Origin of the sequence: Ruminococcus sp. AM43-6, assembly GCF_003461785.1 — a bacterium.
Taxonomy (GTDB): domain Bacteria; phylum Bacillota; class Clostridia; order Oscillospirales; family Ruminococcaceae; genus Hominimerdicola; species Hominimerdicola aceti.
In genome coordinates this window covers 1-26,056 of the sequence record NZ_QTXU01000012.1, presented here as the reverse complement: position 1 = coordinate 26,056, position 26,056 = coordinate 1, and the positions used below count along the sequence as shown (strand labels likewise).

Sequence of the window (26,056 nt, the reverse complement as noted above, 5' to 3'; positions counted from 1 at the left end):
TCAAAGATTATCATAACACATTTTACAGCCTTTTTCAAGTGCTTTTTAGTCGAATTAAGGATTTTCTTCACTTTTTACAAACAGACGCAAAAAAGTCGGGAGAATTTGTTCTGCCCGACTTATTGTTGACAAATTATTCTGTTTTATTTGTTTGAAAAAGTTTTATTTCCAAAGCTTTTCAGGATAAACGTCAGCCTCTATAAGCTTTGCGATATCGGCTTTAACGGTTGGCTTATCCTCTTTATATGTAACGCCGAACCACTTATCGTGAGTTTCCAGAAGCTTGCAGTCTGCAACACCTGTTTTTATCATTGTATCGATACCCGCAGGGAGGAGAAACTCCGCTGTCAGGCTGTCTTTATTTTCTTTCATAAAGTCTGTGAACATACCATTGAGCTTATCTATAAAGCCGTCAGGGCAAGCCCACATATTCATTGACACATAGCAGTTCTCGTCAAGCTCGGCTGTTTCTTCCTTGCCTGAATAGACATTGCCGTCATTCTCACGGCGGATATTGTAGGTTTCAACAACGTCTGTGAGCATAGAGTCTTTCACTTCACAGACGCCTCTGTTCACTGCACCGAAGTCGCTCAGAGTGTTTTTCAGTATGAAGCCTGCCATGCCGAGATGAAGCTTTTTGCGATCTGAGTTTTCATTGCAGAGAAAATCGTGGAGCTTCACAAAAGCTTCCTTGCCGTAAAAATCATCAGCGTTTATTACTGCGAAAGGCTCATTTATAACGCCCTTGCAACAGCAGACTGCGTGACCGTGACCCCACGGCTTAACACGTCCCTCAGGTACGGAATAGCCCTCCGGAAGACAGTCAAGCTCCTGATAAACGTAATCTATCTTGACGTATTTTGAGATACGGTCGCCTATCATTTTATCAAAGGCATCACGGATATCCTTTCTTATAATGAATACGACCTTGTCAAAGCCTGCCTCAACGGCGTCATAGATAGAATAATCCATTATTATCTCGCCGTTTGGTCCGAAAGGTTCAAGCTGTTTTATGCCGCCTTTGAAGCGACTTCCAAGACCTGCGGCAAGTATGCAAAGGGTACAACTCATAATTTTTTATCTCCTTGTTCTTTGTTCTTTGATTTCTCAGTTTAATTTTATTCTATTTCTTAAAATTATATTAACATTATGCCATACTTTAAAGTAAATGTCAAGAGATTTTGACATTTTTATTCAGTTTTTTGCAATGCTTTTCTGCGTATTTTACAACTTTCTTACACTTGACAGGGTGATACTAATGTGATATACTGATATGACAAAAATCAAATAATATCCCTGAAAAGGGCGGAGGATGATATAAATGGCTAAGACGGCTTTGGTAACAGGCGCAAGCTCGGGAATTGGCAGAGAGATAGCGAGAGATCTGTCTGCAAGGGGCTTTCGTGTGATACTCAGCGCAAGACGTGAGGAAAGGCTAAGAGAACTTGCGGAGGAGCTTGGTGACAACACAAGGGTGATAGTTTGCGACGTTTCCGGCAGGGAAGAATGTCTGCGGCTTTATGAGGAAACAAAGAGCGAGAAAATATCGGTGCTTGTTAACTGTGCAGGCTTTGGAGCAGTGGGCAGCTTTGATGAGCTTCCTCTGGACACTGAGCTTAAAATGATAGACACCAACATTACAGCGGTGCATATGCTTACAAAGCTGTTTTTGAAAGACTTTGTTGCCGCTGACAGGGGTTATATAATGAATATAGCTTCCTCGGCAGGGCTTATGTATGGTGGCCCTATGATGGCAACATACTATGCTTCAAAGGCTTATGTTGTGAGCCTTACCAGCGCAATATATGAGGAGTTGAGGGCGAGAAACAGCAGGGTACACGTTTGTGCGGTATGCCCGGGTCCTGTGGATACGGAGTTCAATGACGTTGCAAACTGCAAGTTCGGCGTAAGCTCCATAACACCACAGTTTTGTGCAAAAAAGGCTCTTGAGGGAATGTTCGGCAGAAAGCTCATCATTATCCCTGAGAGGTCTATAAAGGCGCTTTATGCAGGGGCTAAATTTGCTCCTAGAGGTATCGTGCTGAAAGTGACTGGAAAGGTGCAGAAGAAAAAGCTTGATAAATGACGGTTTAGTATTTTTACATAAGATAAAAAAGTTTTGTAAAATGCGAAAATTGGGCTATACTTCTAAAAATCAATAGTATAAATTGTTATGATTGCATAAGAAAACGTTATCATATTTGGTAAATCGGCCGATTGAATTTTTTCGGAAAATAAAGTACAATGTAAGTAAAGTTATTTAAGAAAGGAAGTTTTAGAAATGAAACTTACAAAGATTTTCGCAGGCATGGCTGCAGCAGCTATAGCTGCAACAGCTATGGCAGTAACAGCTTTCGCTGCTGATTCAACAGCTTACAACTATCTGTTCATCGCTACAGATATCCCATGTGAGTACAACGATAACGATGAGGCTCTTGTAAATGGTCAGGTCGTTACTTGTAAGGATCTTAAGGTAAAGATCGGTTCACAGGAGTTTAACGTAAGTGCTGCTCCTGGCAAGTCTGATTCAGACAAGCTCTGCTTCCAGATCATCAACAAGTGGAACAGCAAGTTCACATCAGAGATCACTGACTACACTGTAGCAGGCGCTGGTGAGTACATCACTATTGACTTCACAATTGAAGGTCTTGGTGACACAACAGGCAATGCTGGTGTATCTTTCCAAGCTGACGGCACTTGGGATTTCAGAAATCCAGATGACAAAGAAAAGGATAAGGTTGCACAGCCAGCTTACTTCCCTAACAAGTGCGTAGGTATCGCAGGTGGCGCAGGTGGATTCGACACAAACGTTGACTGCCAGGATACTGCTATCAACGGCGACGGCTCTTACACAATTTCTATCGCTCAGTCAGGTACTGTAAACGCTGAGGCTCAGAAGTTCGATGACGGCTCAACAAACGAGGGCTGGATATGGGCTGCTAACGCTGTTCCTGTTGCTCCTGCTACTTCTGGCACAGATTCAAACAGCAAAAAGGATGATTCCAAGACAGATTCTAAGTCTGACAGCAAGACTGATTCAAAGGCTAACAGCACAGCCGCAACAACTTCTTCAAAGACTGGTACAACAGGCACAACAACTGCTACATCTTCAAATGCAGCTTCTGACAAAACAGCAGCTACAGGCGCAACAGCAGGTATCGCTCTTGCAGGTATCGCTCTCGCAGGTGCAGCTATCGTAGTTTCTAAGAGAAAGTAATCTTAACTGAGGACTTGTTTCTTAGAGTACGTAATTAAAATAACTAAAGGGACTTCCACTGTGAAGTCCCTTTTTGTGTGTGGTATAAAAAATAAAAAAATATCGGCGAATAGTCTAGACAAATGGTAATTAATATAGTATAATGATTGTATACTTTTATTTTGGAGTTATTTTTTATGAGAGTTATTACAGGTTCATGCAGAGGAAAAAAGCTTAAAACTTTGGAGTCGTTGGATACAAGACCAACTACAGATATGGTAAAAGAGGCTGTTTTTTCCATTATTCAGTTTGATGTACCAGCAAGTTCTGTGCTTGACCTTTTTGCAGGCAGCGGTCAAATGGGTATAGAGGCTCTCAGCCGTGGGGCTAGTCACTGCGTTTTCGTGGACAGCAATCCTGAGGCTGTGGCTATCGTCAAGGATAATGTGGATTCATGCGGTTTCAATAAGGAATCCCGTGTGCTTTGCATGGATAGTCTGGAATATCTTAAAGTTGCCAAAGCCGGGCTTGATATAGTTTTTATCGACCCACCTTACAGAATGGGCATAGTTGAAAAGGCTTTGGAGCTTGTGGAGAGCAAGCTCAATGATGGTGCTATCATTGTGTGCGAGCATGAAAAGGAGCTTGAGCTTGGAGAAAGCTACGGCAGACTTAAGCTTCATAAGAGATATAAATACGGTAAGACCGCTTTGACGGTCTATAAGATACCAATGAAAGAAGTGGACTATTGATGCGTATCGCTGTTTGCCCGGGAAGCTTTGACCCTGTTACGCTGGGTCATCTGGATATAATCGACAGAGCTTCAAAGCTTTTCGATAAGGTGATAGTACTGGTGTCCTTTAATGCTAATAAATCAAGGGCTGCTTTCACACCTACAGAAAGAATGGAAATGATAATTGAAGCCACGAAGCACCTTGATAATGTGGTGGTGGATTGTTATAACGGTCTGCTGGCGGATTATCTGCAAAAAACAGGAGCTAATGCTATCGTAAAGGGCCTTAGGGCTGTGTCTGACTTTGAGTATGAGTTTCAGATGGCTCTTGCAAATAAAAAGCTTTACAATGACGCTGAAACGGTGTTTCTCACCACTACGGGAGAAAATATGTTCCTTTCGTCAAGCGTTGTAAAGGAGATCGCAAGCTTCGGCGGAGATATCACAGGCTTCGTGCCGAAACAGATACAGAGCAAGATCACTGACAGGCTCTATAAGCCTGCCAATAATATAGATCAGTAATGAAAGGGTGTTTAAAATGACGGTAGAGGAAATACTTGAACTTATGGACGAACTGCTTGACAAGTCTTCAAGCGTACCGTTTTCACAGAAAAAAATGATCGATGTTGAGCAGATGCGTGAATACATCGACAGCATAAGACTTAACCTTCCAGGTGAGATAAAGCGTGCAAAGGATATGACAAGAGATAAGAAAAATATCCTTACTGAGGCCAACAAGGAAGCCGAGGAGATCGTAAAGAAGGCTAAGGACGAGGCTAAGAAGCTTGTGGCTCAGGAGGAGATCATCAAGCAGGCGGCTGACTATGCAAAGCAGATAGCTGCAGAGGCTAACAAGCAGGCGGCTGATATCGTTGAGCAGGCTAAGGCTAAGGACAAGGCTATCCGTGAGGCACTTTCTGAAAATCTTAACAAGTCGCTTTCTGAGGCGGCTGAGGTGCTTACAAAGAGTCTTAAGGACGTAAACACTACTAGGGACGCAGTTTCCAAGATAGGTGCGGCAGAGAAATAATATTGTTTGATGTAAGCAGATGGGCTTTGCGGCTTGTCTGCTTTTTTCATAACTAAAATTGCCCATATGAAATTCAGGCAGAATGTGAAAAATTGTGACAATATCTATTGACAAAGAAGCATATGTTGCCTATAATAAATAGTATATGATTAAAAGGCGAGCTTTTTCGCCTATGTGAAAGGGACGGTATTTTTTTTATGGACGATGTCGGGCGACTGTGGACGGGAATAGGTGTTTGTGCGGCGGTAATATTGCTTATGGCTTTTCTTACCTTGTGCGAAAATGCGGCTGTGGAGTTCAATGACGCTAAGCTAAAGAAAATGGCTGAGGAGGACAAAGACCCGAAAGCTATAAAACTTGCGGCTTTGCTGAAAAGAACGGGCAGGGTAGTTGCAACAAACCTCATTGCACGTTCTATTATGATAATCGTAGTTTCGGTGGTGGGAGTCATATTCTTCTACGAGCCGATTTCTGACGGGCTTTATACGCTTTTTAACTATCAGGCACCGTATTATGTTAGCGGCATATGTTCATTTGTTATAATAAGCTGTCTGCTTGCCCTTGTTATATGCACTTTTGGCATAGGCATACCGAAAAAGCTTTGCATTTCAGGCAAGGTGGGCGAGAAGTTTATTTTAAACAACTGCGGCGTATACAAAGTGTTTCTTGCGGTATTCAGCCCATTGGCTGCTGTGAGCGGAGCGGTTTCGGCAGGAATTTTAAGGCTGTTCGGCATTAAGTCCACAAACAAGGCAGACTCTGTCACTGAGCAAGAGATACTCATGATGGTGGACGCTGTAAACGAAACGGGCGGTATCGAGGAAAGTCAGGCGGAAATGATAAGCAACATTTTTGATTTTGACGATATTGAAGTTCGTGAAGTTATGACACACCGCACAGAAATGGTTGCCATAGAAGAAAATTCCACGCTTTCGGAGGCTGTGAAGCTTGTTATAGGCGAGGGCTTTTCGAGAATACCTGTTTACTGCGACAATGCCGACAACATAAGTGGTGTTATATTCGCAAAGGACTTGCTCAGGCTGGTTTTTGAAGAGGATAAAAAAGAACGTCCTGTAAAGGAGTTTATGAGAGATATAACCTTTGTGCCTGAAAGCAACAAGTGTGGTGAGCTTTTCAAAGAGTTCACTGAAGATAAGACACAGATAGCAGTTGTGGTGGACGATTACGGCGGAACAGCCGGTATCATTACTATGGAGGATCTGCTTGAAACTATCGTGGGTAGTATTCAGGACGAATATGATGATGAAACAGAGGAGATACAGAAGGTATCTTCTGACTGCTATGATATGGTAGGCACAGCAGCGTTTGACGACGTTATGGAGGCTCTTGGCAAGGAGTATCACGGCGAGGTGGATTATGACACTATAGGCGGATTCGTTATGGACCTGCTGGGTCATGTGCCTGAGGATAACGAAAAGGTGACAGTGCATTGGGAAAACGTGGAGTTCAAAGTGCTGTCGATACATGAAAAGAAAATAGAACGGCTCAGGGCAGTGATAAAAAGAGATAATGAAGAGGTCACTGACTAAGGGCTGAAAGATACAGACAGAATTTTGTGTAAAAATCGAGGACAAAAATTGAAAAAAAAGAAAATGGTCGCCGCACTCACAGCGGCAGTGCTTATCTGCACATCTGGGTGCAGCTTAGGCGGAACGGGAGAGAAAAATAAAAACCGTTCAAAAAATACTTTTGTGAACACTCATGCGTATGTTGAAGCCAGTTCGGAAAGACATACTGAAACAGGGCTTGACAGCAGAAATGAGAGTTTTACGGCACTTGAGATACCTGACACGGCAGAGTATATCGCCGATTTTCTTTGTGCTGACGAAAAACGCGTGTTTTCACAGCTTTACAAAGGGCTGAGCGAATTTGAAAGCTCTGTGGAGCTGGCTGAGGGAGTTATAAGCAAGGACGATATCGGCGCATTTATCTCCATGCTTACCTCGGCGTGTCCTTATATCGATTATATAGGTTCACAGTATACTATCTGCATTGACGGAGATGGATATGTGACATCTGTGGAGGTCACATATGACAAGACCGCTGAGGAAGCGCAGGCTGAGAAAGAAAAGCTGGATAAAAAGGTCGGGGAGATACTTGCAGGCATTGAGCAGGGCTGGTCGGATTATGACAAGGTGCTGTATTTCCACGACAGCATAATTCTTGAGTGTAACTATGACGATACAGCAAAAAATTGCTATTCTGCATATGGCTGTCTTGTAGAGGGTAAGGCTGTGTGCGAGGGGTATGCAAAGGCTATGCAGATACTTTGCACTAAGGCAGGTATAAAGTGCATACCTGTGGCAGGCAAAGCCTATGACGGCGGAGCTGTTCAGCCACATTTGTGGAACAAGGTCATGATAGACGGTGAATGGACGAATGTTGACCTCACTTGGGACGATCCTGTGACAGACGCAGGGGAGGACTATATCCGCTATGACTATTTTGGCATCACTGACGCCGAGTGTGCAAAAGACCATACAGCGGACGACAACAAGTTTTTGAACTATCCTGAGGCATTTTCCACGGGGGCAAATTATTACAGAAGAAACGGTCTGTATGCTCAAAGCGGTGATGATGTCGTTCAGATGATGTGCCGTTCTGTGGCGGAAGCAATGACTGACAGTGGATATGCAAGACTAAAATGTGCTGACAGTGAAATGTATGACAAGGCTGTGGATACTCTCTTTGATGAGAATAGCGGTGTTATCTTTGACGTGCTGAGGCGTGCGTACAGTCAGGCTGGGGGAGATTGGTCTACCTCGAAATATGCAGTGATAAAAAATGATGAACTGTATACTATCACAATAATACTTTACAAAAATGAATAATTTTCTCAAAAGCAAAAAATATGCTCAAATGTGTTGAAATTTGCGGCGCTTTGTGATATAATGAATGTATTAATGCGATAAAATATGATATTTTGGATATATCTCGGAAAGGAATGTTATTTTTAGTATGAGCAGTGCTACTAAGCAGAAGTCATCAGCAGGCAAGAACGTGCTGATATTCTTTATTGTTTTTATTATTCTGGAAATGCTTATAGTTGTGGGAGTGGGACGTGTTTTCAAAAACAAGAACGTTACACCGAGCATTGCAGGCTACAGCCTGTACATAATGAATGGTGACGGCATGGGTGACAGAGTTCCTGACGGCGCACTTGTTATCACATCGAACATGACCCCTAGCACTGACAAGATAGGCGAGGCGGTTGTGTGCGAGAACGTGCCTGATATTGGAACAAGCGTGTTCTGGCTTTATGACATCACTTCAACTGACGATAACAACGGCGTTGTTTACACTGTTTATCAGGAAAAAGACCCTGCAAAGCTTTATGAGATAAGCTCAAAGAACGTTGTGGGCGTAGCTTCTACATATTACATGACAGCAGGCAAGGTGCTTACGTTCATGTCGTCAACATTCGGCATGATAGTGTGCGCTGTTGTTCCTATATTCCTGCTCGTTGTTATCGAGCTTATAATTGCTATCGCTACTCATTCTTCAGATGATGAGGAAGAGGACGATGACGAGGAAGAACCTGCAGAGAGCGTTACTCTTGACGATTTCCTGTTCGGCGGCGAGAACGAGGGCGAGCAGATCGCAAAACATCGCAAGCACGTTGACGACGAGATAGCTTCTCACCACAAGGCTGAGCCTGAGGGCGAAGAGAAGGCTGAAACGGAGGAAGTTATCGAGGAAGTAGAAGAGGTAGAGGAAACTATATTTGAAAGACCTGCGGAAAAGGAAGAGCGTGCTGAGATAGACCGTTCTTACTACGAGAGAGCTTCACAGCTTCTTGACGAGGCGGCTTCAACTGAGGGTACTGTAGCCCCTGAGCCTGAGAAAAAACCTGTGCCAAAGGCAAAACCTGCGGCAAAGCCTGCACAGCAGACAAAGACAGCGTCAGCTTCCTTGGAGGAACTTATGAAGCTTATGGAGCAGGAGCAGGAAAAGCTCAAAAAACAGCTTGATAAAAAATAATTCTTGAAAAAAATTTATCCGTCGGGCGTGTGGCTCGGCGGATTTTTTTGAGGGGAAGCCTGATGAAAAAAGCCCATTTCAAGGCAAAAAATGCGGTTTTGATGTTGCAAATGCACATAAGTTTTTAAAAATATCGGACTAGCATTGTAAAATGATACAAAACATAAAAAATATCAAAAAAAGTGTTGACAAACAGGGTGGGATAGTGTATAATAGATACTGTTGTGAGGGACACAACAAAACAAAGTCCTGAAAACAACAAACCAGCTAAAAGGGAGCATAGCTCAGCTGGGAGAGCATCTGCCTTACAAGCAGAGGGTCACAGGTTCGAGCCCTGTTGTTCCCACCAATTATTTCGTGACAGGTAAAGAGATTTGCCTGTCAACGATAATAATTATTCTTCATTCTCGGAGAGCTGAACTCGAAAAGTTTGAAGTTATTTTTTTCAATGGCCGGGTAGTTCAGCTGGTTAGAACGCTAGCCTGTCACGCTAGAGGTCGTGGGTTCGAGCCCCATTCCGGTCGCCATTGTTTTGCTTCTGTAGCTCAGTCGGTAGAGCAGAGGACTGAAAATCCTCGTGTCGATGGTTCGATTCCGTCCGGAAGCACCAAATGCGGATTTAGCTCATCTGGTAGAGCGCCACCTTGCCAAGGTGGAGGTAGCGAGTTCGAGCCTCGTAATCCGCTCCAAAAAAAGTCCTTACGATGAGTAAGGACTTCATATTTTTTGCGGGTTTATTTCAATTACCAGAATACTTTTCTTCCTGAAAGGAGATGGAGGTGCGACCCCTCTGACCCGCTCCAGTAACGCCTTGCTTTTTAGCAGGGCGATTTTTTATGTCTGCGTGTTGGCGGAGGTGCTGCAAAGTGCGTAAATAGGCGGCTTGACTGACAGTCCAGCTCGATTTTGTTGACTTTTTCAAAGCCGTGGGCTATAATGTTGACCATAGAGAGCGCACTCTGAATTATGCTGAAAGGTGACGATGAAAATGGAAGATAAATCTACACTGGGGAAATTTATTCAGACAAAAAGGAAAGAACTTGGCTTATCACAGAAAGAGCTTGCAAAGGCGCTTTATGTTACAGAGTCGGCTGTGTCAAAGTGGGAACGTGGTATATCTTATCCTGACATAACCATGATATCAGGCATATGCGAGGTCTTGCACATTTCTGAGCATGAGCTTTGCACTGCAAGCGAGGATCGTCAGCAGAGGGAAGCCGACCTTATGGTGAAAAGCTATAAACGCTTCGTTCGTGGGTATACTATCATAACAGGACTTTGCTATCTTGGAGCGATAATACCGAGCTTTATTTATAATGTGGCACATGGGGGCATTGGCTGGTTTATGGTGCTTATCACGTCGCTTATGCTGACGTTTTCTATTATAAATGTGCCTGTGCTTGTTAGGGAGAATAGGGCATTGTGGACGCTTGGGGCTTCAACAGTTTCGCTTATGCTTCTTTATGCCGCAGGCTGCGTTTATTCACACGGGGATTGGTTTGTTATGGCGGTTCTTGGAACTCTTCTGGGGGAAGCTGTCGTGTTTCTGCCTTTCGTACTGAGGAGTGATGTGTTTGAAAAGTATGCAGGAAACTGCAAGGGGTTTATTTGCATGGCAGCGGATTCTGTGCTGACCTTTGCTTGCGTTATTTATGGTACTCTGAAAAATGGTGACGTGGCAGACCTTCGTGACGGCATGGTCGCTACGGTAGCTTGCGTGGCATTGGTGTGGGCAGTGTTCCTTATCATAAGGTATCTAAAAGTGAATGGCTTTTTCAAGGGGGCGCTTTGCTTTGCGGCATCTGCGGTTTGGGTAGCGGTGATGACTGTGCTGAGCAATGCGTGGAACGGCATGGAACTGTCTGACATAATTTCACTGAAAGGTGCTGATAACAATCGCTATGATGTTATAGTCTGTATTTGTCTGATAGGCGTTGCAGCGGTGCTTGCTATTGCAGGGGCAGTGTTTAAGTTTGCGAGAAAGAGGTCGCAGGATAGGTAGTGCTGAGGAGATAAAAGAAAGATACAAAACGGATAGGGATAATTGCAACTATACAGAGATATTGGGACGTCGAGGGCGCCGTCCCCTACATAAATGTGATCGGAAATAGGAAATACTGCACTTGGGTGAAAGCTTGGGTGCGGTATTTTTATTTTGCTGTGAATATTTTACCCGTATATGTCAAAAATAATGCCAGAGGACTTATGCCGCCGATAGCATAAGACTGCCGTGGGCGCAACAGTGGCTGCGGAAATCATATCGGAGAAAGGTTTTGTGTGTATGAAAAAATTCAGTATCAGAAATTCACACGCAGGCAAGGCTCTGGGAGCGAAGGGTGTTTACATTACACTTGCGGCGTGCCTGTTGGCTCTTGGCGGTGCGGGTATAGCTGCATATAACAAGGCTATGGAGGATATCACCGACAATCTGACTATTTCGAGCGTTGACAGCACTGCGCCAAAGCAGGCTGATAACAAGAAAACGGACGTTAAAAAGGACGAAAGCTCCAAGCCGGATGTTGACATTCAGACGCAGCCAAATGTTATGCCTGTGAACGGTGAGATATTAGAGCCGTTTTCTAATGGCGAGCTTGTTAAGTCGGAAACTCTCGGCTACTGGAAAACCCATGATGGCGTTGATATCAAAGCTGACCTTGGCGGGCCTGTCAAGGCGATGAACAAGGGCACTGTTACAAAGATATGGGACGACCCTCTGTGGGGCAACTGCATGACTATCGACCATGGAAACGGCATTGTAGGACATTACTACAATCTGTCAAAGGAAATGTCCGTCAAGGAGGGCGACGAGGTGAATGCAGGGGAGGTCATAGGTGCTGTGGGCGACACTGCTCAGGCGGAAGCGGCAGAGCTTTCTCATTTGCACTTTGGCTTGAAAAAGAACGGTCAGTGGATAGACCCTATCGAGTTTATTGACCCTGCTGACAAATAAGCTTTCTTCATTTTGGTGCTTTGTAATACAAAGTGCTGATGTTATAATCCCCCATATAACGCCGCATCTGAAAATTTTCGGGTGCGGCGATACATATGTATTGCAGAATAGAGAGAATTGTGCTATAATTATACTTTAAGGCAATATTGCTGATGTTTTTACACAGAACATAGAGTGGTGGGACGCCGAGGGCGTCGTCCCCTACGGTCTGTTTTATATTGTGTGGATAATGTATAAATTATTGTGAGGTATAATAATGAAAAGCAAAAGAATCTATCCTGCGTTCACTATATCGAAAAAAGGGGAAATGTCCCTGAAAAACGGTCACCCATGGGTGTATTGTGACGAATTGAGAAACGAGCCTGAGGGCTTGAAAAACGGCGAGCTTTGCGATGTTTTCTCTGAAAAAGGCTCTTATCTTGGAACTGGTTTTCTCAGCCTTAACAGCAAGATAAGGATAAGGATCTTATCTGACAACGCAAATGAAAATTTCTCGGAAAACTTTTTCCGCAGACGTATCCGCTATGCTATAGATTACAGAAAAACTGTTATGGGCGATGATTTTTCGGCTTGCAGGCTTATTTTTGGTGAGGCTGACGGCATGCCGGGGCTTACTATCGACAAGTATGGAGATATACTTGTTTCGCAGGTGCTTTCCTACGGCATGGATATGATAAAGGATATGATATTCAGGCTTCTTGTTGAAGAGCTTGAAAAGGACGGAGTTAAAGTTTCGGGCATAATGGAGCGTAACGATGTCGCTATCAGAAAGCTGGAGGGCTTGGAGCAGTACAAGGGCTGGTATAGGGCTGAATTTCTCCCTGAGCCACCGTCAAATATCACTGAGATAACGGAAAATGGCATACGCTATGAGGTCGATGTTGAGAACGGTCAGAAAACTGGATTTTTCCTTGACCAGAAATATAACCGCCTTGCGGTGTCGAAGATAGCAAAGGGCAAGAAGGTCCTTGACTGCTTTACCCATACAGGTTCGTTCGCACTCAATGCGGCAATGGGCGGTGCAAGACACGTTACGGCGGTGGACGTTTCACAGTTCGCTGTTGATACGGCCAGGGAGAATGCTGAGAGAAACGGTTTGACGGACAGAATGGATTTTCTTTGCGCGGACGTTTTCGACCTGCTCCCGAAGCTTCTTGAGGAAAAGGCTGATTATGACATGATAATCCTTGACCCGCCTGCTTTCACAAAGAGCAGAAAGACAGTTGGAAGCGCTGAGAGGGGATACAAGGAGATAAACTACAGGGCAATGAGACTTCTGCCAAGGGGCGGATATCTTGCGACCTGCTCATGTTCGCATTTTATGGAGAACAGGCTGTTTGTGAAAATGGTAATGAGTGCTGCAAAGGACGCAGGCGTTCAGCTCAAGCTTATTGAAGCAAGACAGCAAGCCCCTGATCACCCGATACTTCTCAATGTGCCTGAAACAGATTATCTGAAATTTTATCTTTTTCAGGTGGTGTAGGTGTTGACAAATGCTTGCGGATATGCTATAATATAGTTGTTTAATAAACCTGATATATTTCAGCGAGTCTGCTGAGTTCGGACATAAGTAGCTTATTTTTCCGCAGTAATGCGGCTGCTTCCAGCCGACAAAATAGACATTTCAGCCCTGCTTTTTTCAGCAGGGCTTTTTATTTTACATTTTGCTGTTGACAAATGCTTGCGGATATGGTATGATATAGGTGGCTTAGAAATAAGCGTGGCGCACCCCGTTCAGCGCATTATAAATGTACGGCTTATGATATATTGCCGTTTGTCTGCGGTATCGGACATAAGTAGGTATTTTCTGCAGAGGCAGCTGCTTCCACCGACAAAATAGACATTTCAGCCCTGTTGTTTTTCAGCAGGGCTTTTTTATGTGTTGATATTTAAAAACTGTCATATTGCACATAAAAAGTGAGCAAATATTGTATAAGATTTTATGTATAAAAGTGAGAAAAACCTATGGTAATTTGGCTTTAAATCTGTTATAATATATATGTAACCGTGGGCGACGGGATAATTGTGTCCGCACGCTTCGGAATTCAAAAAATTTTTGGAGGTAAAAAACCAATGGCAAAGAAGTATTGTTATCTTTTCTCTGAGGGTAATGCCAACATGAGAGAGCTTCTCGGCGGTAAGGGTGCTAACCTTGCTGAGATGACAAATATCGGTCTCCCTGTTCCTCAGGGCTTTACGATCACAACGGAAGCTTGTACTCAGTATTATGAGGACAACCGTGAGATCAATCCTGAAATCATGGCAGAGATCAACGAGTACATTGTAAAGATGGAAGAGATCACAGGCAAGAAGTTCGGTGACAAGGAGAACCCACTCCTCGTTTCTGTACGTTCAGGTGCTAGAGCATCAATGCCTGGTATGATGGATACAATCCTTAACCTCGGTCTTAACGAAGAAGTTGTTGAGACTATCGCTGCTCAGTCTGGTAACCCAAGATGGGCTTGGGACTGCTACAGAAGATTCATTCAGATGTATTCTGACGTAGTTATGGAAGTTGGTAAGAAGTATTTTGAAGAGCTTATCGACGAGATGAAGGCTAAGAAGGGCGTTAAGCAGGACGTTGAGCTGAACGCTGAGGATCTTAAGGAACTGGCTAACCAGTTCAAGGCTGAGTACAAGTCTAAGATCGGTTCTGACTTCCCAACTGATCCTAAGGAGCAGCTCATGGGCGCTATCAAGGCTGTATTCCGTTCATGGGATAACCCAAGAGCTAACGTATACAGAAGAGATAACGATATCCCTTATTCATGGGGTACAGCAGTAAACGTTCAGTCCATGGCATTCGGTAACATGGGTGACGACTGCGGTACAGGTGTTGCATTCACAAGAGACCCAGCTACAGGTGCTAAGGGTCTGTTCGGTGAGTTCCTTACAAACGCACAGGGCGAGGACGTTGTTGCCGGTGTTCGTACACCAATGCACATCTCTGAAATGGAGCAGAAGTTCCCAGAGGCATTCGCTGAGTTCAACAAGGTTTGTAAGACACTTGAAGATCACTACAGAGATATGCAGGATATGGAGTTCACTGTTGAGCACGGTAAGCTTTATATGCTTCAGACAAGAAATGGTAAGAGAACTGCACAGGCTGCTCTTAAGATCGCTTGTGACCTCGTTGATGAGGGCATGAGAACTGAGGAAGAGGCTGTTGCAATGATCGACCCAAGAAACCTCGATACACTTCTTCACCCACAGTTTGACGCAAAGGCACTCAAGGCTGCTACTCCTATGGGCAAGGGTCTTGGCGCTTCTCCTGGAGCTGCTTGTGGTAAGATCGTATTCACAGCTGATGACGCTGAGGCTTGGAACGAGAGAGGCGAGAAGGTCGTTCTCGTAAGACTTGAGACATCACCTGAGGACATCACAGGTATGAAGGCTTCACAGGGTATCCTTACAGTTAGAGGCGGTATGACATCACACGCTGCCGTTGTTGCTCGTGGTATGGGTACATGCTGCGTATCTGGCTGCTCAGATATCGTTATGGACGAGGCTAACAAGAAGTTCACACTCGCAGGCAAGGAGTTCCACGAGGGTGACTATATTTCAATCGACGGTTCAACAGGTAACATCTATGATGGTATCATTCCAACTGTTGACGCTACGATCGCCGGCGAGTTCGGCAGAATCATGGGCTGGGCTGACAAGTTCAGAACAATGAAGGTTAGAACAAACGCAGATACTCCTGCTGACGCTAAGAAGGCAAGAGAGCTGGGTGCTGAGGGTATCGGTCTTTGCCGTACAGAGCACATGTTCTTTGATCCTGAGAGAATCGCTGCATTCAGAGAGATGATCTGCTCAGACACAGTTGAAGAGAGAGAAGCTGCTCTTGCTAAGATCGAGCCAATGCAGCAGGCTGACTTCGAGGCTCTTTATGAGGCACTTGAGGGTAACCCTGTTACTATCAGATTCCTTGACCCACCACTTCACGAGTTCGTACCAACAGAAGAGGCTGATATCGAGGCTCTTGCTAAGGCACAGAACAAGCCTGTTGAGACTATCAAGGCTATCATCGCTTCACTCCACGAGTTCAACCCAATGATGGGTCACCGTGGCTGCCGTCTTGCAGTAACATATCCTGAGATCGCTAAGATGCAGACAAAGGCTGTTATCAAGGCTGCAATCAACGTTAAGAAGAATCACCCAGACTGGACAGTTAAGCCTGAGATCATGATCCCACTGGTAAATGATATCAAGGAACTTAAGTATGTTAAGAAGTTCGTTGTTGAGACTGCTGACGCTGAGATCAAGGCTGCTGGTTCTGACCTTGAGTACGAGGTTGGTACAATGATCGAGATCCCAAGAGCTGCTCTTACAGCTGACGAGATCGCTAAGGAAGCTGACTTCTTCTGCTTCGGTACAAACGACCTTACACAGATGACATTCGGTTTCTCAAGAGATGACGCTGGTAAGTTCCTCAATGCTTACTATGATGCAAAGATCTACGAGAACGATCCATTTGCTAAGCTCGACCAGAACGGCGTAGGCAAGCTTATGGAAATGGCTCTTGAACTTGGTAAGCCAGTTAATCCAAAGCTCCACTGCGGTATCTGCGGTGAGCACGGCGGCGACCCAACATCTGTTGAGTTCTGCAACAAGATCGGTCTTGACTATGTATCTTGCTCACCATTCAGAGTTCCAATTGCTAGACTTGCTGCTGCACAGGCTGCTATTGCACAGAAATAAGCGAAATTTACAACTGCCCTTATATGAGTACACCTTTGGCTTTGAGGAAACTCAGCACTACCGAAAAGCACAGGGATCGTATCTCAGACGAAACCAATGGGAAGATTTGACCATTAAGGTTTGGGTGAATGTATAAATATGCTGATAAAACCTCCGTAGTTTAACTGCGGAGGTTTTGTGTTGTGATATAAGCAAAAACAATCATCAATTGTATAAGTCCTATCATTTTCAATAAGACCTTTAAATCCTTTAAATTTGCCGTTTGAGCGGATTTTTGAGTTGACTTGCGGTATTTTTGGTTGTATAATATAAATATATATCATAAAAGCGGTGATGTTTGTGGGCAAGAAAACACCCGAGCAAATCAGCTACAATATGAAACAAGTAAAAAGTAAAGGCTCGAAAATAGAAGTTATGCTGATGAAAGAACTGTGGTCGAGAGGATTGCGTTACCGTAAGAATGTCAAATCGGTTTATGGTAAACCCGACATTGCTTTTATTTGCAAGAAAGTAGCTGTGTTTTGCGACAGCGAATTTTGGCACGGATATAATTGGGAAGAACGCAAGCACGATTTCAAATCAAATCAAGAGTTCTGGATTTCAAAGATTGAGAGGAATATTGAACGTGACCGTGAGGTGACAGCAAAACTTGAGTTGGACGGCTGGACGGTCTTGCGATTTTGGGGCAAAGATATAAAAAAGAACTTGACCGAGTGTGCGGATATTGTGGAAAAAGCGGTAAGAAATAATGGGTAAACCTACGGTAGTAAGCTTGTTTTCGGGTATCGGTGGGATAGACCTTGCCTTTAAGCAGGTAGGATTTGAAATAATTTGGGCGAATGATATTGATAAGTTTGCCTGCGTCACATACCTAAACAACTTTGCCGATACCGATATTGTCTGTGCCGATATTTCACAGATCAGTGCAGAAAGAATTCCTAAAGCTGATGTTTTGGTTGCGGGGTTCCCCTGCCAAAGTTTTTCCCTTATGGGATATCAGCGTGGTTTTAAAGACCCAAGAGGTAATCTGTTCTTTGAAATTGCACGTGTTGCTGATGCAATAAAACCGAAAGTGATTTTCCTTGAAAATGTTCGTAACTTGATTTACCATGACAATGGTCGGACGTTTATAACGATTTTCAATACGCTTGCCGAACTCGGATATGAAGTCAAATATGATGTAGAAAATGCCTGCACGCATGGAAACATTCCGCAGGAACGCAGACGAACATTTATAGTTGCTTTTCTCAATCTTGAAATGCTTGATAGGTTTTCATTCCCCAAAGAAATAGAATTAACCAAAAGCATAGATAGTATTATCAACCGTTCAATTAAGCATAATGATATTTATTACTATAGTTTGGACAGCAAGTATTACACTTTGCTAAATAGCCGAATTATTGATAAAACAGGAATATACCGCATTGATGACAGCGGTGTGGCCAAAAAGAAATATGATATATCACCCACGCTCAAAGCAAATATGGGGACATATCATGACAGAGTTCCGATTATCAGAGATGACTACGGAATAAGAAAGTTGACACCATATGAATGTTTGGCATTACAAGGTTTCTCGGATGATTTTAAGTTTTCGGGTGTTCCGATAGAGCAAGCATATAAGCAGTGCGGAAATACGGTATGTGTTCCCGTTGTAAAAAGGATTGTCGACCATATTTACAAAGCATTAAAGGAGTAATTTAAAATGAGCAGAAAATACAAAACAATAGATTTATGTGCCGGTATCGGAGGTATTCGCAGAGGTTTCGAACTGGCAGGATGTTTTAAAAATGTATTGTCTGCTGAGATAGATAAGAATGCTTGCCTTACATACGAGCATCTGTATGGCGAAAATCCTATGCATGATATTACAACCGAAGAATTCAAGCAAAAGGTTGTCAACACGTCTTATGATGTGCTCCTCGCAGGATTTCCTTGCCAAGCATTCAGCCGTGCCGGTAAGCAGGAAGGTTTCCTTGATAAGACAAGAGGAACTCTTTTCTTTGATATTGCCGAAATAATAAAGCGTTCCAACCCAAAAGCTTTTATGCTTGAGAATGTGGATAACCTCATAACTCATCAAAAAGGACAGACATTTGCAACGATTATTGATGTTCTCGTAAACGGTTTGAATTATAAAGTTATCGGAGTGGTTAAGGACGAGCAGACAGGAAAGCTTGTATATGTTCCAAAAAATTTTGTTAGGAACTCAAGAAATTTCGGAGTTCCACAAAACAGACCTAGAGTTTACATAATGGGATTCAGCAGAGATTATTATGGAGATGCCGTTGATAATCTTCCAAACGAACTTCCGATTTGCAGAAAAAAGCCTATATATGAAGACCTTCGCAACTTACTGGAAATGGATGCCGATGACAAGTATTTTCTGTCTTCGGGTTATGTGGAAACACTTGAACGTCATAAGGCAAGACACGAAAGCAAGGGAAACGGCTTCGGATATAAAATCGTAAACCTTCCCGAGATTGAACACCCTGTTTCCAATGCTATTCTTGCGACAGGCGGCTCTGGTAAAGAACGAAATCTCGTTATTGACCCCAAAGAAGGTGTTGCAGGTAAGGTTGTTACTTCAAAGCAGACTCCACTCAATGACAAAGGTATCAGAGCTATGACACCGAGAGAATGGGGAAAGTTGCAAGGCTTTGTGAATTACGCTTTCATTGACAAAAAAACGGGAGAAGATAAGTTCAGTTTCCCCGAGAAACTTGCCGACGGTCCAAAATACAAGCAGTTTGGCAATGCTGTTACAATTCCGGCTGTCGAGGAAATGGCTAAGTTTATGAAGAAGTGTTTGAAACAGCTGGAATAAATTCAATAAGGGAGATAAGTTTTATGGCAACCAAAAACAAATTACGAGAATATCATATAGTAAAAGCAAAATCTAAATCAAGTGTCATATTTACTGAACATATTTCTGATGATTTTACAACAATATCGGCAGCAAGCCCATCAAAGTATGTTAAATATTGTTGGGCGAAATATGAGTCATACGCTTCGACTCAAAAGCAGAATAATGCCATGAACGGAAAGGTATTTGAATTAATTATCGAAACTTGTCTGTTTAGAGAAAAGATTACACCAATGTTTTTGCAAGCAAAGGTTACTTTTGTTCCAAATGTCGATTTTGATGTGATATGTTTTACAGAAGAACAATATCCTATTGCAATAAGTTTGAAAACAAGTTTAAGAGAAAGATATAAACAAGCCGACTTGGAGGCTATAGCACTGAAATATGTACACAGAAATGCCAAAAATTACTTGATTATGTTAAAGTCGGATGAAACAGCATCTTTGAAACAAAAGCTTAAAAAAGGGGAACTTTTGGGAATCAATGAGGTAATTGCCGCCGATGATGTTGAATTTGATGAATTTGTTGATAATATGAAGAAAAACAAATATATCAATCCTGGGAAAGTAGATATCATCACTGGAAATCTTGTGAAATAATGGAGGTGACAACGGATGACAGGAAATATCGGCGAATGGAGCGAACTTTACACTTTGTTTAAACTGCTTGCGGACGGAAAGTTATATGCTGCAGATGCAAATACAAATAAGATACCCGAAATATATTATGATGTTCTGAAAGTAATACGTGCACAGAAAAGCGACAAACTTGAATATTGTCGTGAATCTGAAGTAAAGATTGTTAACGCTGAAAATGGCAAAGTCATTTGTTCTGTTCCTATTGAAAAATTCATTGAACAGACGGATATTCTGCTAAATGGATTAAAGGGTCAAAAGAAAGCCAAAGGGGCATTTGAATTACCCGAGGTATGGAGTTTTGCGGAATCAATAAAGTGCAAAACTTTGAAAGCCAAATCACAGGATAAAGCGGATATTGTGCTTATGGTACATGACATTATGTGTGGCAGAGACGATACTTTTGGCTTCAGCATTAAATCACAGCTTGGAAGTCCGTCAACCTTGTTTAATGCTTCGGGAGCTACAAACTTTATATTTAAATTGAATGGACATATGATGACCGAAGAGGAAAAATCTATTTTCCATGGATACAAGTATTTTAAGGATAAGTTTGATTATCTTAAATCACTGGGTGGCAGTGTTGAATTTTTCAATACCGAAAACGAAATTCTTAACTTCAATCTGAAAATGGTTATGCCGGAAATGCCGAAAGTTTTTGCGGAAATGATGAAAGTTTACTTTGAAGGACAAACAAGTTCAGTTTCCGAGTTAACCGACATTGTGGCTGGATCTAATGTTGTTCACACGCTTGACAACAAGGTCTTTCTGCGTCACAAAGTAAAAGAATTACTCACAAATATAGCACTCGGAATGGTACCAAATACCCTGTGGACTGGAGATTATGAGGCTACAGGAGGATATATCATTGTTAAAGAAGACGGAGATGTTGTATGTTACCACATTTACAATCATAATGCCTTTAAAAATTATCTTTACGCCAATACTAGATTTGATACGCCGAGCAAAAGCAAACATGGATTCGGTACGATTTATGAGAAGGACGGAGAACAGTATTTAAAGCTAAATGTGCAGATTAGATTTTTGAAATAGATAATATGATTCTTGGGAGGTATTAAAATGTTCAATTCGATTGAAATCAATTCTGATAGTCAATATAAACTATTAAACATAGAAGAAAGTCAATATTGTGATGTTAAATCAGAAATGATAGACCCCTCAAAATTATCTCAAACTATATCCGCATTTGCGAATGCAAGCGGAGGAGATATTTATGTTGGAATAAACGAAAACACTCATACCAAGGAACGTTATTTCGGTGGATTTATTAGTATAGAAGAAACTAATAAATATATACAAGTTATGGAGTCACTTGAGGGATTAAACGCAAATTATGACATAACATATCTGCATATCAAAAACAATCATTATCTTATGCAGATAACAGTATTTAAGACAAATTCAATAGTAAAATCCTCGGATAGTACAATCTATATAAGAAAAGGTGCACAAAACATTAAAATAAATGACCCTGATAAAATTAAACGATTGGAAATTGATAAGGGAATATTTCCTTATGAAAATGAGACAGTCCCAGAATCGGATATCCAAGATGCTATAGGTTCAAAGATATATGACATATTTTATCATGCTGTTATTCCTAATATAGAAAAATACACTTGGTTAAGAACACAAAAATTATGTATAGATTCTAATTTAAACATAGCTGGTGTTATGTTATTTACCGACGAACCACAAATCGTGTTACCAAAACGTTCAGCCATAAAAATATTTAGATATAAAACAACTAAAACAGGTAGCAGAGATACACTTGACGGCAATCCAATAACAATTGAAGGAAGTGCATATGATCAAATATACGCTTCGGTACAAAAAGTTAAATCAATTATCGAATCAATAAAGAAGTTTGATACTACTTTTAGTGATATATCATATCCTGAAACTACTATTCACGAAATCATAACCAATGCTGTTCTTCACAGAGATTACAGCATTGCCAAAGATATTCAAGTCAGAATATATGATAACAGAGTCGAAGTGGAAAGTCCTGGAAAGTTAGCAGGTCATATCACATTAAAGAATATATTGTTTGAGCAATTTGCAAGAAATCCAAAAATTGTAAGACTCATAAACAAATTTCCTAATCCGCCAAACAAAGATGTTGGAGAAGGTCTTAATACGGCTTTTAAAGCAATGAAGGAATTAAGACTAAAGCAGCCGGAAATCATTGAAACCGAAACATCTGTTATTGTAATAATAAAACACGAAAAGCTTTCTTCGCCAGAAGAAACAATTATGAATTACATGAAAAGTCATAGTGAAATCACCAATAAAATTGGCAGAGAAATAACAGGAATTGAATCTGAAAACGTTATGAAACGGGTTTTCTGGAAATTGAGAGATGCCCAAATGTTAGAAATGATACCAAATCGAAAAGGAAGTAAGTCAGCTTGGCAATTAGTTCAAGGAGCTAATGTAGATGAGTATATAGAACGAGAGCAATTGGAGTATGAACAATTGTCATTATTCGAAGAATGATTATTGTGATTTTTAGGTAAATGCATTTTATATAACTCAAATTAATTGGTAGATTCACTATAAAAACATAAACTAAGAAGGTGTTTTTTTGTATAAGCAAAGTGATTTTTCCAATTGGATGAAGCAAACGACAAAGTTATCCGATGCTTCAATATACAAATACATGCTTGCAGTCGGAAACATTTCCAAGGATATGCAATCAGAAAATGTTATAACAAAAGAATTGATTGAAATGAATCTTGCAGAACTTGATACAGTTATACCGATAATTCTGAACAATAAATATTTTATCGAGAAAAATACTCGTGGAAATAATATGTATAGCAACGCTTTAAAGCAATTTAGAGGTTTTGTTGCAACAATTGATGACAGAGAAATCAGCTATAAATCAATTATAGACAGCATAGAAAAGGATAACCGTTTGTCTGTTACCGAACGTGATTCATTGATACATTCAAGAATTGGACAGGGTCAATTTCGTGACAACCTTTTGAAAAAGTATTCTTCTTCGTGTATTGTAACAGGAATTAACCTTAAGAGAGTGCTCGTTGCAAGTCATATTAAACCGTGGTCAGTCAGTAACAATCAAGAACGTTTGAGCTGTGAAAACGGATTTCTATTGAGTGCAACGTTTGACCGTCTTTTTGATAGTGGATTTATTTCGTTTAAAGATGATGGTACTATGATTATTTCTCATTATGTCGATTATTCAAATAGGTCACGACTGCATATTTCAAATGATACTAAGGTGAATTTATTGGCTTCATCTGAATTGTTACATAATCTTGAATATCATAGAGATGTAATTTTTATAAGGTAGCCATAAAACAAGGTTTTATAAGCCAAAGCTACTTTTGTCAATAAAAAACTGAGTGCTTGTCTGTCAACTGCATCTAATATGAAGTTTCAATGATAGCATATTTAAATTAATAGGAGAGGTTTGTATATGTAACTACAAGGGACTGCTGCAGCTGTAACAGTCCCTGTTTTTAAATCCGTATAATTGAGATTTGACTAATTCGGATTATAATATTAGTTTTCTTGTAATGAAACTGTTCATCACTTCCCCTCAAAACTGTTATCCAACCATATTTTAAACTCTTCAAAAGTAATCTGACCATCAATGCACTCGTCACGTTTCAGCATAGCTTGATATTTCCACTTTTTAAAAGCAGCCGGTTTCATACTTCCGGTTTTGCTTCTTGCATAAAACCTTTTGTAATACCTTGAGTAAAGCTTAACAGCATCATTACTGTGAGTTTTCTCAAGGTATTTTTTTCGTGACGCAAGCGTCTGACAATTGAACGTTTCTCCGTCGGGAATTCTGTTACAATACTGTGTGTTGTAATTGCCTTTGATAATAAAATATTTTCCGCAGTAACCGCATCGTTTGATTTTAGCATTTGCCACCAGCATTTCCTTGAAGGCGAGCATTAACAAATCCTCTACTGTACTGCAAAGATAGACAACCTCAACACCTCGTCCTACGACATCGGGTAACAGCGATGTTAATGCATCAAGACCGTAATCTTTTTCAAACGGACTTGCAAATTCATTTGTGATTTTCATTATTACAGAATTGTCTCCATGCTCCTTCGCCAGTACCATTGCATCGCTTACTTCCTCGGAACTGTATTTTGCATAAACTTGTTCACCGATTCTTCTTGCCATAGCTACTGTATGTTTTGACAGCGTATCTAAATAATTATTCTTGATATGTTCAAAAGCAAATTTTTGTGTAAGCGTTTGTGGGAACGGTCTTTCAGGATAGATTTCATTGAAAAGCATCAGTCTTTGTGCCGCAGTATACTGACTGAATTCATCGGGATAAAAATCCTTGTCAAAGCAAAACATTGATAACTTTTGAAACTGCCGCTGAACGTCATACAGATATGTATGATATTGAACAGAACCTTGTTCGTCAAATATACTGGGCTCTGTCATCTTGCAGTAAGCGTGACTTTCAAGTTCGTCAACAGGCATTTCTATAAACTTCAAAAACTCTTCTACATATTCACTCTTTCTCTGATCATCAATCGTGAACTTAATATTAAACTGCAGCTCGTCTGTATTAACGCTCACTTCAAGTTTTTGTTCACTGAAAGCAATACTGCGATTGCTTTTGCGAATGTCATAATATTTATCCGCATTTTCAAAATCAAATTCTTCGTATTTCATAGCGTACCTCGATAAATCCTTTTTATTTATTATATATCCGCATTCAGGTTTTGTCAACTGTATTTTAGAAAATCAATATTTTCTAAAATCCGATAAGTAACATCATTCGACAGAAAATGCGACCAAAGTCTTTACAAACATATTTCGAGGTGTTATTATATATATGCATCAATGGAAAATATTCGGTTTAAGAATAACATTTTCTATAGTATCTTGAAAATTGAATCTCACGCATGAGAGATACCAAGCAGCGAAGTCCAGCGAAGATCGTGCAGGAGGAGCAGGAGCGTACCAAGCATGGAAAAACGTCCTTAAATCAAACAAGGCTTTCTGACAGGAACTGTACTGTTGTGGGGCAGAAGAAAAAAATAAAAATGAAAAAACGAAAGGAAGATGCATATGAAAACCGTCAACAATAAATTCTACAGAAGATATATTGAACCGACATTTCCGGCAGCAATATACGATGACATCACACCTCAGGAGTTCATGGTGATGACTGTACTTTACAGCGACTACGATTACGATGAAAAGTGTGCGACGGTAAGTCGCAGAGATATTGCCCAGACCTGTAATATGTCCGTGAGAAACATCGACCGCATACTTAGTCAGCTTGTAAAGAAAGATCTCATAAGAGTGCAGAAACGTTATGCGCCAAGCGGCAGGCAGATAGAAAATTCCTACAAGCTGATATATCGTGATTACAGATCATGAATTGCGATACCCTCTGTGTCACTGTGCTATACCTTTAAGGATTAATACTAACTAATATTAATAATGGCAGAAGAAAGAATGATATGAAGTTATCAAAGATTGATTGATGATGCATGACGAATAGAATCGGCGGATTGATTTGCTGATTAACAGTCCGCCTTTTCTCTTTTGCAAATTAAAAAGGAGATGTGCAAAAGAGAAAAAAGTGTAATTAATTTAATCGCAACATAACGGCGATTTGTGCCCTCCTAGCTCACACTAGAGTAAACATACCACCGTAAACGGTATAAGCTCACACAAGCGATTTGTGAGCGGTTTACGAGGGGAAAAACGAGAGGTTCGGAAATCAGTTAAAAAGCACATCGGAAACCGGATATGTTGGTTATGCACAAATTTCCGATTTGCCGCATGACGATGAAAGTGAAATATTTCATTGCAGGTTAAAGTCATGGCGTCTGAAGCCGCCATGACCCTCACAGCGGACAGCAAAGCTGACCGCAAATGTGCCGTAAATACGCAGTCTTCACACAG

General features: G+C 41.4%; 22 protein-coding genes and 4 tRNA genes. 24 read left to right on the top strand and 2 right to left on the bottom strand.

Translation table 11 applies throughout. The features are described 5' to 3' along the window. Nucleotides 1-162: 162 nt before the first annotated feature. The gene (locus DW938_RS08025; protein ID WP_118124441.1) at nt 163-1,071 is read right to left on the bottom strand and encodes a nucleotidyltransferase; all 909 of its coding nucleotides are present in this window, start codon (nt 1,069-1,071) and stop codon (nt 163-165) included. Between the two features lie 250 nt (nt 1,072-1,321). On the opposite strand from DW938_RS08025, the gene DW938_RS08020 reads away from it, so the two are divergent. The 23 genes from DW938_RS08020 (at nt 1,322) to DW938_RS07910 (ending at nt 23,453) form a co-directional block, all read left to right on the top strand. Continuing rightward, nucleotides 1,322-2,086: an SDR family NAD(P)-dependent oxidoreductase gene (locus tag DW938_RS08020; RefSeq protein ID WP_118124440.1), complete on the top strand. Its 765-nt coding sequence runs from the start codon at nt 1,322-1,324 to the stop codon at nt 2,084-2,086. Between the two features lie 195 nt (nt 2,087-2,281). Then, entirely contained in the window at nt 2,282-3,217 is a 936-nt protein-coding gene (locus DW938_RS08015; protein WP_118124439.1) for an NPXTG-anchored protein, read from the top strand. Between the two features lie 176 nt (nt 3,218-3,393). After that, nucleotides 3,394-3,948 carry a 16S rRNA (guanine(966)-N(2))-methyltransferase RsmD gene (gene rsmD, locus DW938_RS08010; RefSeq protein ID WP_038670722.1) on the top strand — a complete coding sequence of 185 codons (555 nt, stop codon included), beginning with the start codon at nt 3,394-3,396 and terminating at the stop codon, nt 3,946-3,948. Further along, nucleotides 3,948-4,451 carry a pantetheine-phosphate adenylyltransferase gene (gene coaD / locus DW938_RS08005; protein ID WP_046441497.1) on the top strand — a complete coding sequence of 168 codons (504 nt, stop codon included), beginning with the start codon at nt 3,948-3,950 and terminating at the stop codon, nt 4,449-4,451. Before rsmD ends, coaD begins: the two co-directional genes overlap by 1 nt. A 16-nt stretch (nt 4,452-4,467) precedes the next feature. Continuing rightward, on the top strand, nt 4,468-4,959 hold the full coding sequence (locus DW938_RS08000) for a hypothetical protein (protein ID WP_022288084.1): 492 nt from the start codon (nt 4,468-4,470) through the stop codon (nt 4,957-4,959). Between the two features lie 197 nt (nt 4,960-5,156). Next, a complete protein-coding gene (locus DW938_RS07995; protein ID WP_117927671.1) occupies nt 5,157-6,509 on the top strand; it encodes a hemolysin family protein in 1,353 nt (450 codons plus the stop codon). A gap of 48 nt (nt 6,510-6,557) precedes the next feature. Then, nucleotides 6,558-7,811, top strand: coding sequence for a transglutaminase domain-containing protein (locus DW938_RS07990; RefSeq protein WP_118124438.1), 1,254 nt, complete (start codon nt 6,558-6,560; stop codon nt 7,809-7,811). A 127-nt stretch (nt 7,812-7,938) separates the two neighbouring features. After that, the gene (locus tag DW938_RS07985) at nt 7,939-8,961 is read left to right on the top strand and encodes a hypothetical protein (protein WP_118124437.1); all 1,023 of its coding nucleotides are present in this window, start codon (nt 7,939-7,941) and stop codon (nt 8,959-8,961) included. A 273-nt stretch (nt 8,962-9,234) separates the two neighbouring features. Then, nucleotides 9,235-9,310, top strand: a tRNA-Val gene (locus DW938_RS07980). Nucleotides 9,311-9,411: 101 nt separating this feature from the next. Then, nucleotides 9,412-9,488, top strand: a tRNA-Asp gene (locus tag DW938_RS07975). Between the two features lie 7 nt (nt 9,489-9,495). Then, nucleotides 9,496-9,571: transfer RNA gene (locus DW938_RS07970), tRNA-Phe, on the top strand. 3 nt (nt 9,572-9,574) lie between these two features. After that, nucleotides 9,575-9,650, top strand: a tRNA-Gly gene (locus tag DW938_RS07965). Nucleotides 9,651-9,949: 299 nt separating this feature from the next. Then, nucleotides 9,950-10,963, top strand: a complete 1,014-nt coding sequence (locus tag DW938_RS07960; RefSeq protein WP_118124436.1) for a helix-turn-helix transcriptional regulator — start codon at nt 9,950-9,952, stop codon at nt 10,961-10,963. A 279-nt stretch (nt 10,964-11,242) separates the two neighbouring features. Then, entirely contained in the window at nt 11,243-11,911 is a 669-nt protein-coding gene (locus tag DW938_RS07955) for a M23 family metallopeptidase (protein ID WP_118124469.1), read from the top strand. A 256-nt stretch (nt 11,912-12,167) separates the two neighbouring features. After that, nucleotides 12,168-13,394, top strand: coding sequence for a class I SAM-dependent rRNA methyltransferase (locus DW938_RS07950; RefSeq protein ID WP_046442066.1), 1,227 nt, complete (start codon nt 12,168-12,170; stop codon nt 13,392-13,394). A 590-nt stretch (nt 13,395-13,984) separates the two neighbouring features. Continuing rightward, nucleotides 13,985-16,612 carry a pyruvate, phosphate dikinase gene (ppdK, locus tag DW938_RS07945; RefSeq protein ID WP_117857402.1) on the top strand — a complete coding sequence of 876 codons (2,628 nt, stop codon included), beginning with the start codon at nt 13,985-13,987 and terminating at the stop codon, nt 16,610-16,612. A 339-nt stretch (nt 16,613-16,951) separates the two neighbouring features. Continuing rightward, nucleotides 16,952-17,368, top strand: coding sequence for a very short patch repair endonuclease (locus DW938_RS07940; protein WP_278278285.1), 417 nt, complete (start codon nt 16,952-16,954; stop codon nt 17,366-17,368). Next, nucleotides 17,361-18,311 carry a DNA (cytosine-5-)-methyltransferase gene (gene dcm / locus DW938_RS07935; protein WP_118124434.1) on the top strand — a complete coding sequence of 317 codons (951 nt, stop codon included), beginning with the start codon at nt 17,361-17,363 and terminating at the stop codon, nt 18,309-18,311. The genes DW938_RS07940 and dcm (DW938_RS07935) overlap by 8 nt, the downstream gene beginning before the upstream one ends. Nucleotides 18,312-18,317: 6 nt before the next feature. Continuing rightward, nucleotides 18,318-19,439, top strand: a complete 1,122-nt coding sequence (gene dcm / locus DW938_RS07930) for a DNA (cytosine-5-)-methyltransferase (RefSeq protein WP_117903922.1) — start codon at nt 18,318-18,320, stop codon at nt 19,437-19,439. 23 nt (nt 19,440-19,462) lie between these two features. Continuing rightward, nucleotides 19,463-20,077: a hypothetical protein gene (locus DW938_RS07925; RefSeq protein ID WP_117903920.1), complete on the top strand. Its 615-nt coding sequence runs from the start codon at nt 19,463-19,465 to the stop codon at nt 20,075-20,077. A gap of 15 nt (nt 20,078-20,092) precedes the next feature. After that, on the top strand, nt 20,093-21,166 hold the full coding sequence (locus tag DW938_RS07920) for an HpaII family restriction endonuclease (RefSeq protein ID WP_118124433.1): 1,074 nt from the start codon (nt 20,093-20,095) through the stop codon (nt 21,164-21,166). 27 nt (nt 21,167-21,193) lie between these two features. After that, nucleotides 21,194-22,633 (top strand): ATP-binding protein, encoded by a 1,440-nt coding sequence (locus tag DW938_RS07915; protein ID WP_118124432.1) that lies wholly within the window; start codon nt 21,194-21,196, stop codon nt 22,631-22,633. Nucleotides 22,634-22,721: 88 nt separating this feature from the next. Continuing rightward, nucleotides 22,722-23,453 (top strand): HNH endonuclease, encoded by a 732-nt coding sequence (locus tag DW938_RS07910; protein WP_118124431.1) that lies wholly within the window; start codon nt 22,722-22,724, stop codon nt 23,451-23,453. Nucleotides 23,454-23,692: 239 nt separating this feature from the next. Here DW938_RS07910 and DW938_RS07905 read toward each other — a convergent pair whose 3' ends face one another. Further along, nucleotides 23,693-24,811, bottom strand: coding sequence for a DUF6076 domain-containing protein (locus DW938_RS07905; RefSeq protein WP_118124430.1), 1,119 nt, complete (start codon nt 24,809-24,811; stop codon nt 23,693-23,695). A 399-nt stretch (nt 24,812-25,210) separates the two neighbouring features. On the opposite strand from DW938_RS07905, the gene DW938_RS07895 reads away from it, so the two are divergent. After that, complete coding sequence (locus tag DW938_RS07895; RefSeq protein WP_118124428.1) at nt 25,211-25,525, top strand: helix-turn-helix domain-containing protein; 315 nt, start codon at nt 25,211-25,213, stop codon at nt 25,523-25,525. The last annotated feature ends 531 nt before the right edge of the window (nt 25,526-26,056 follow it).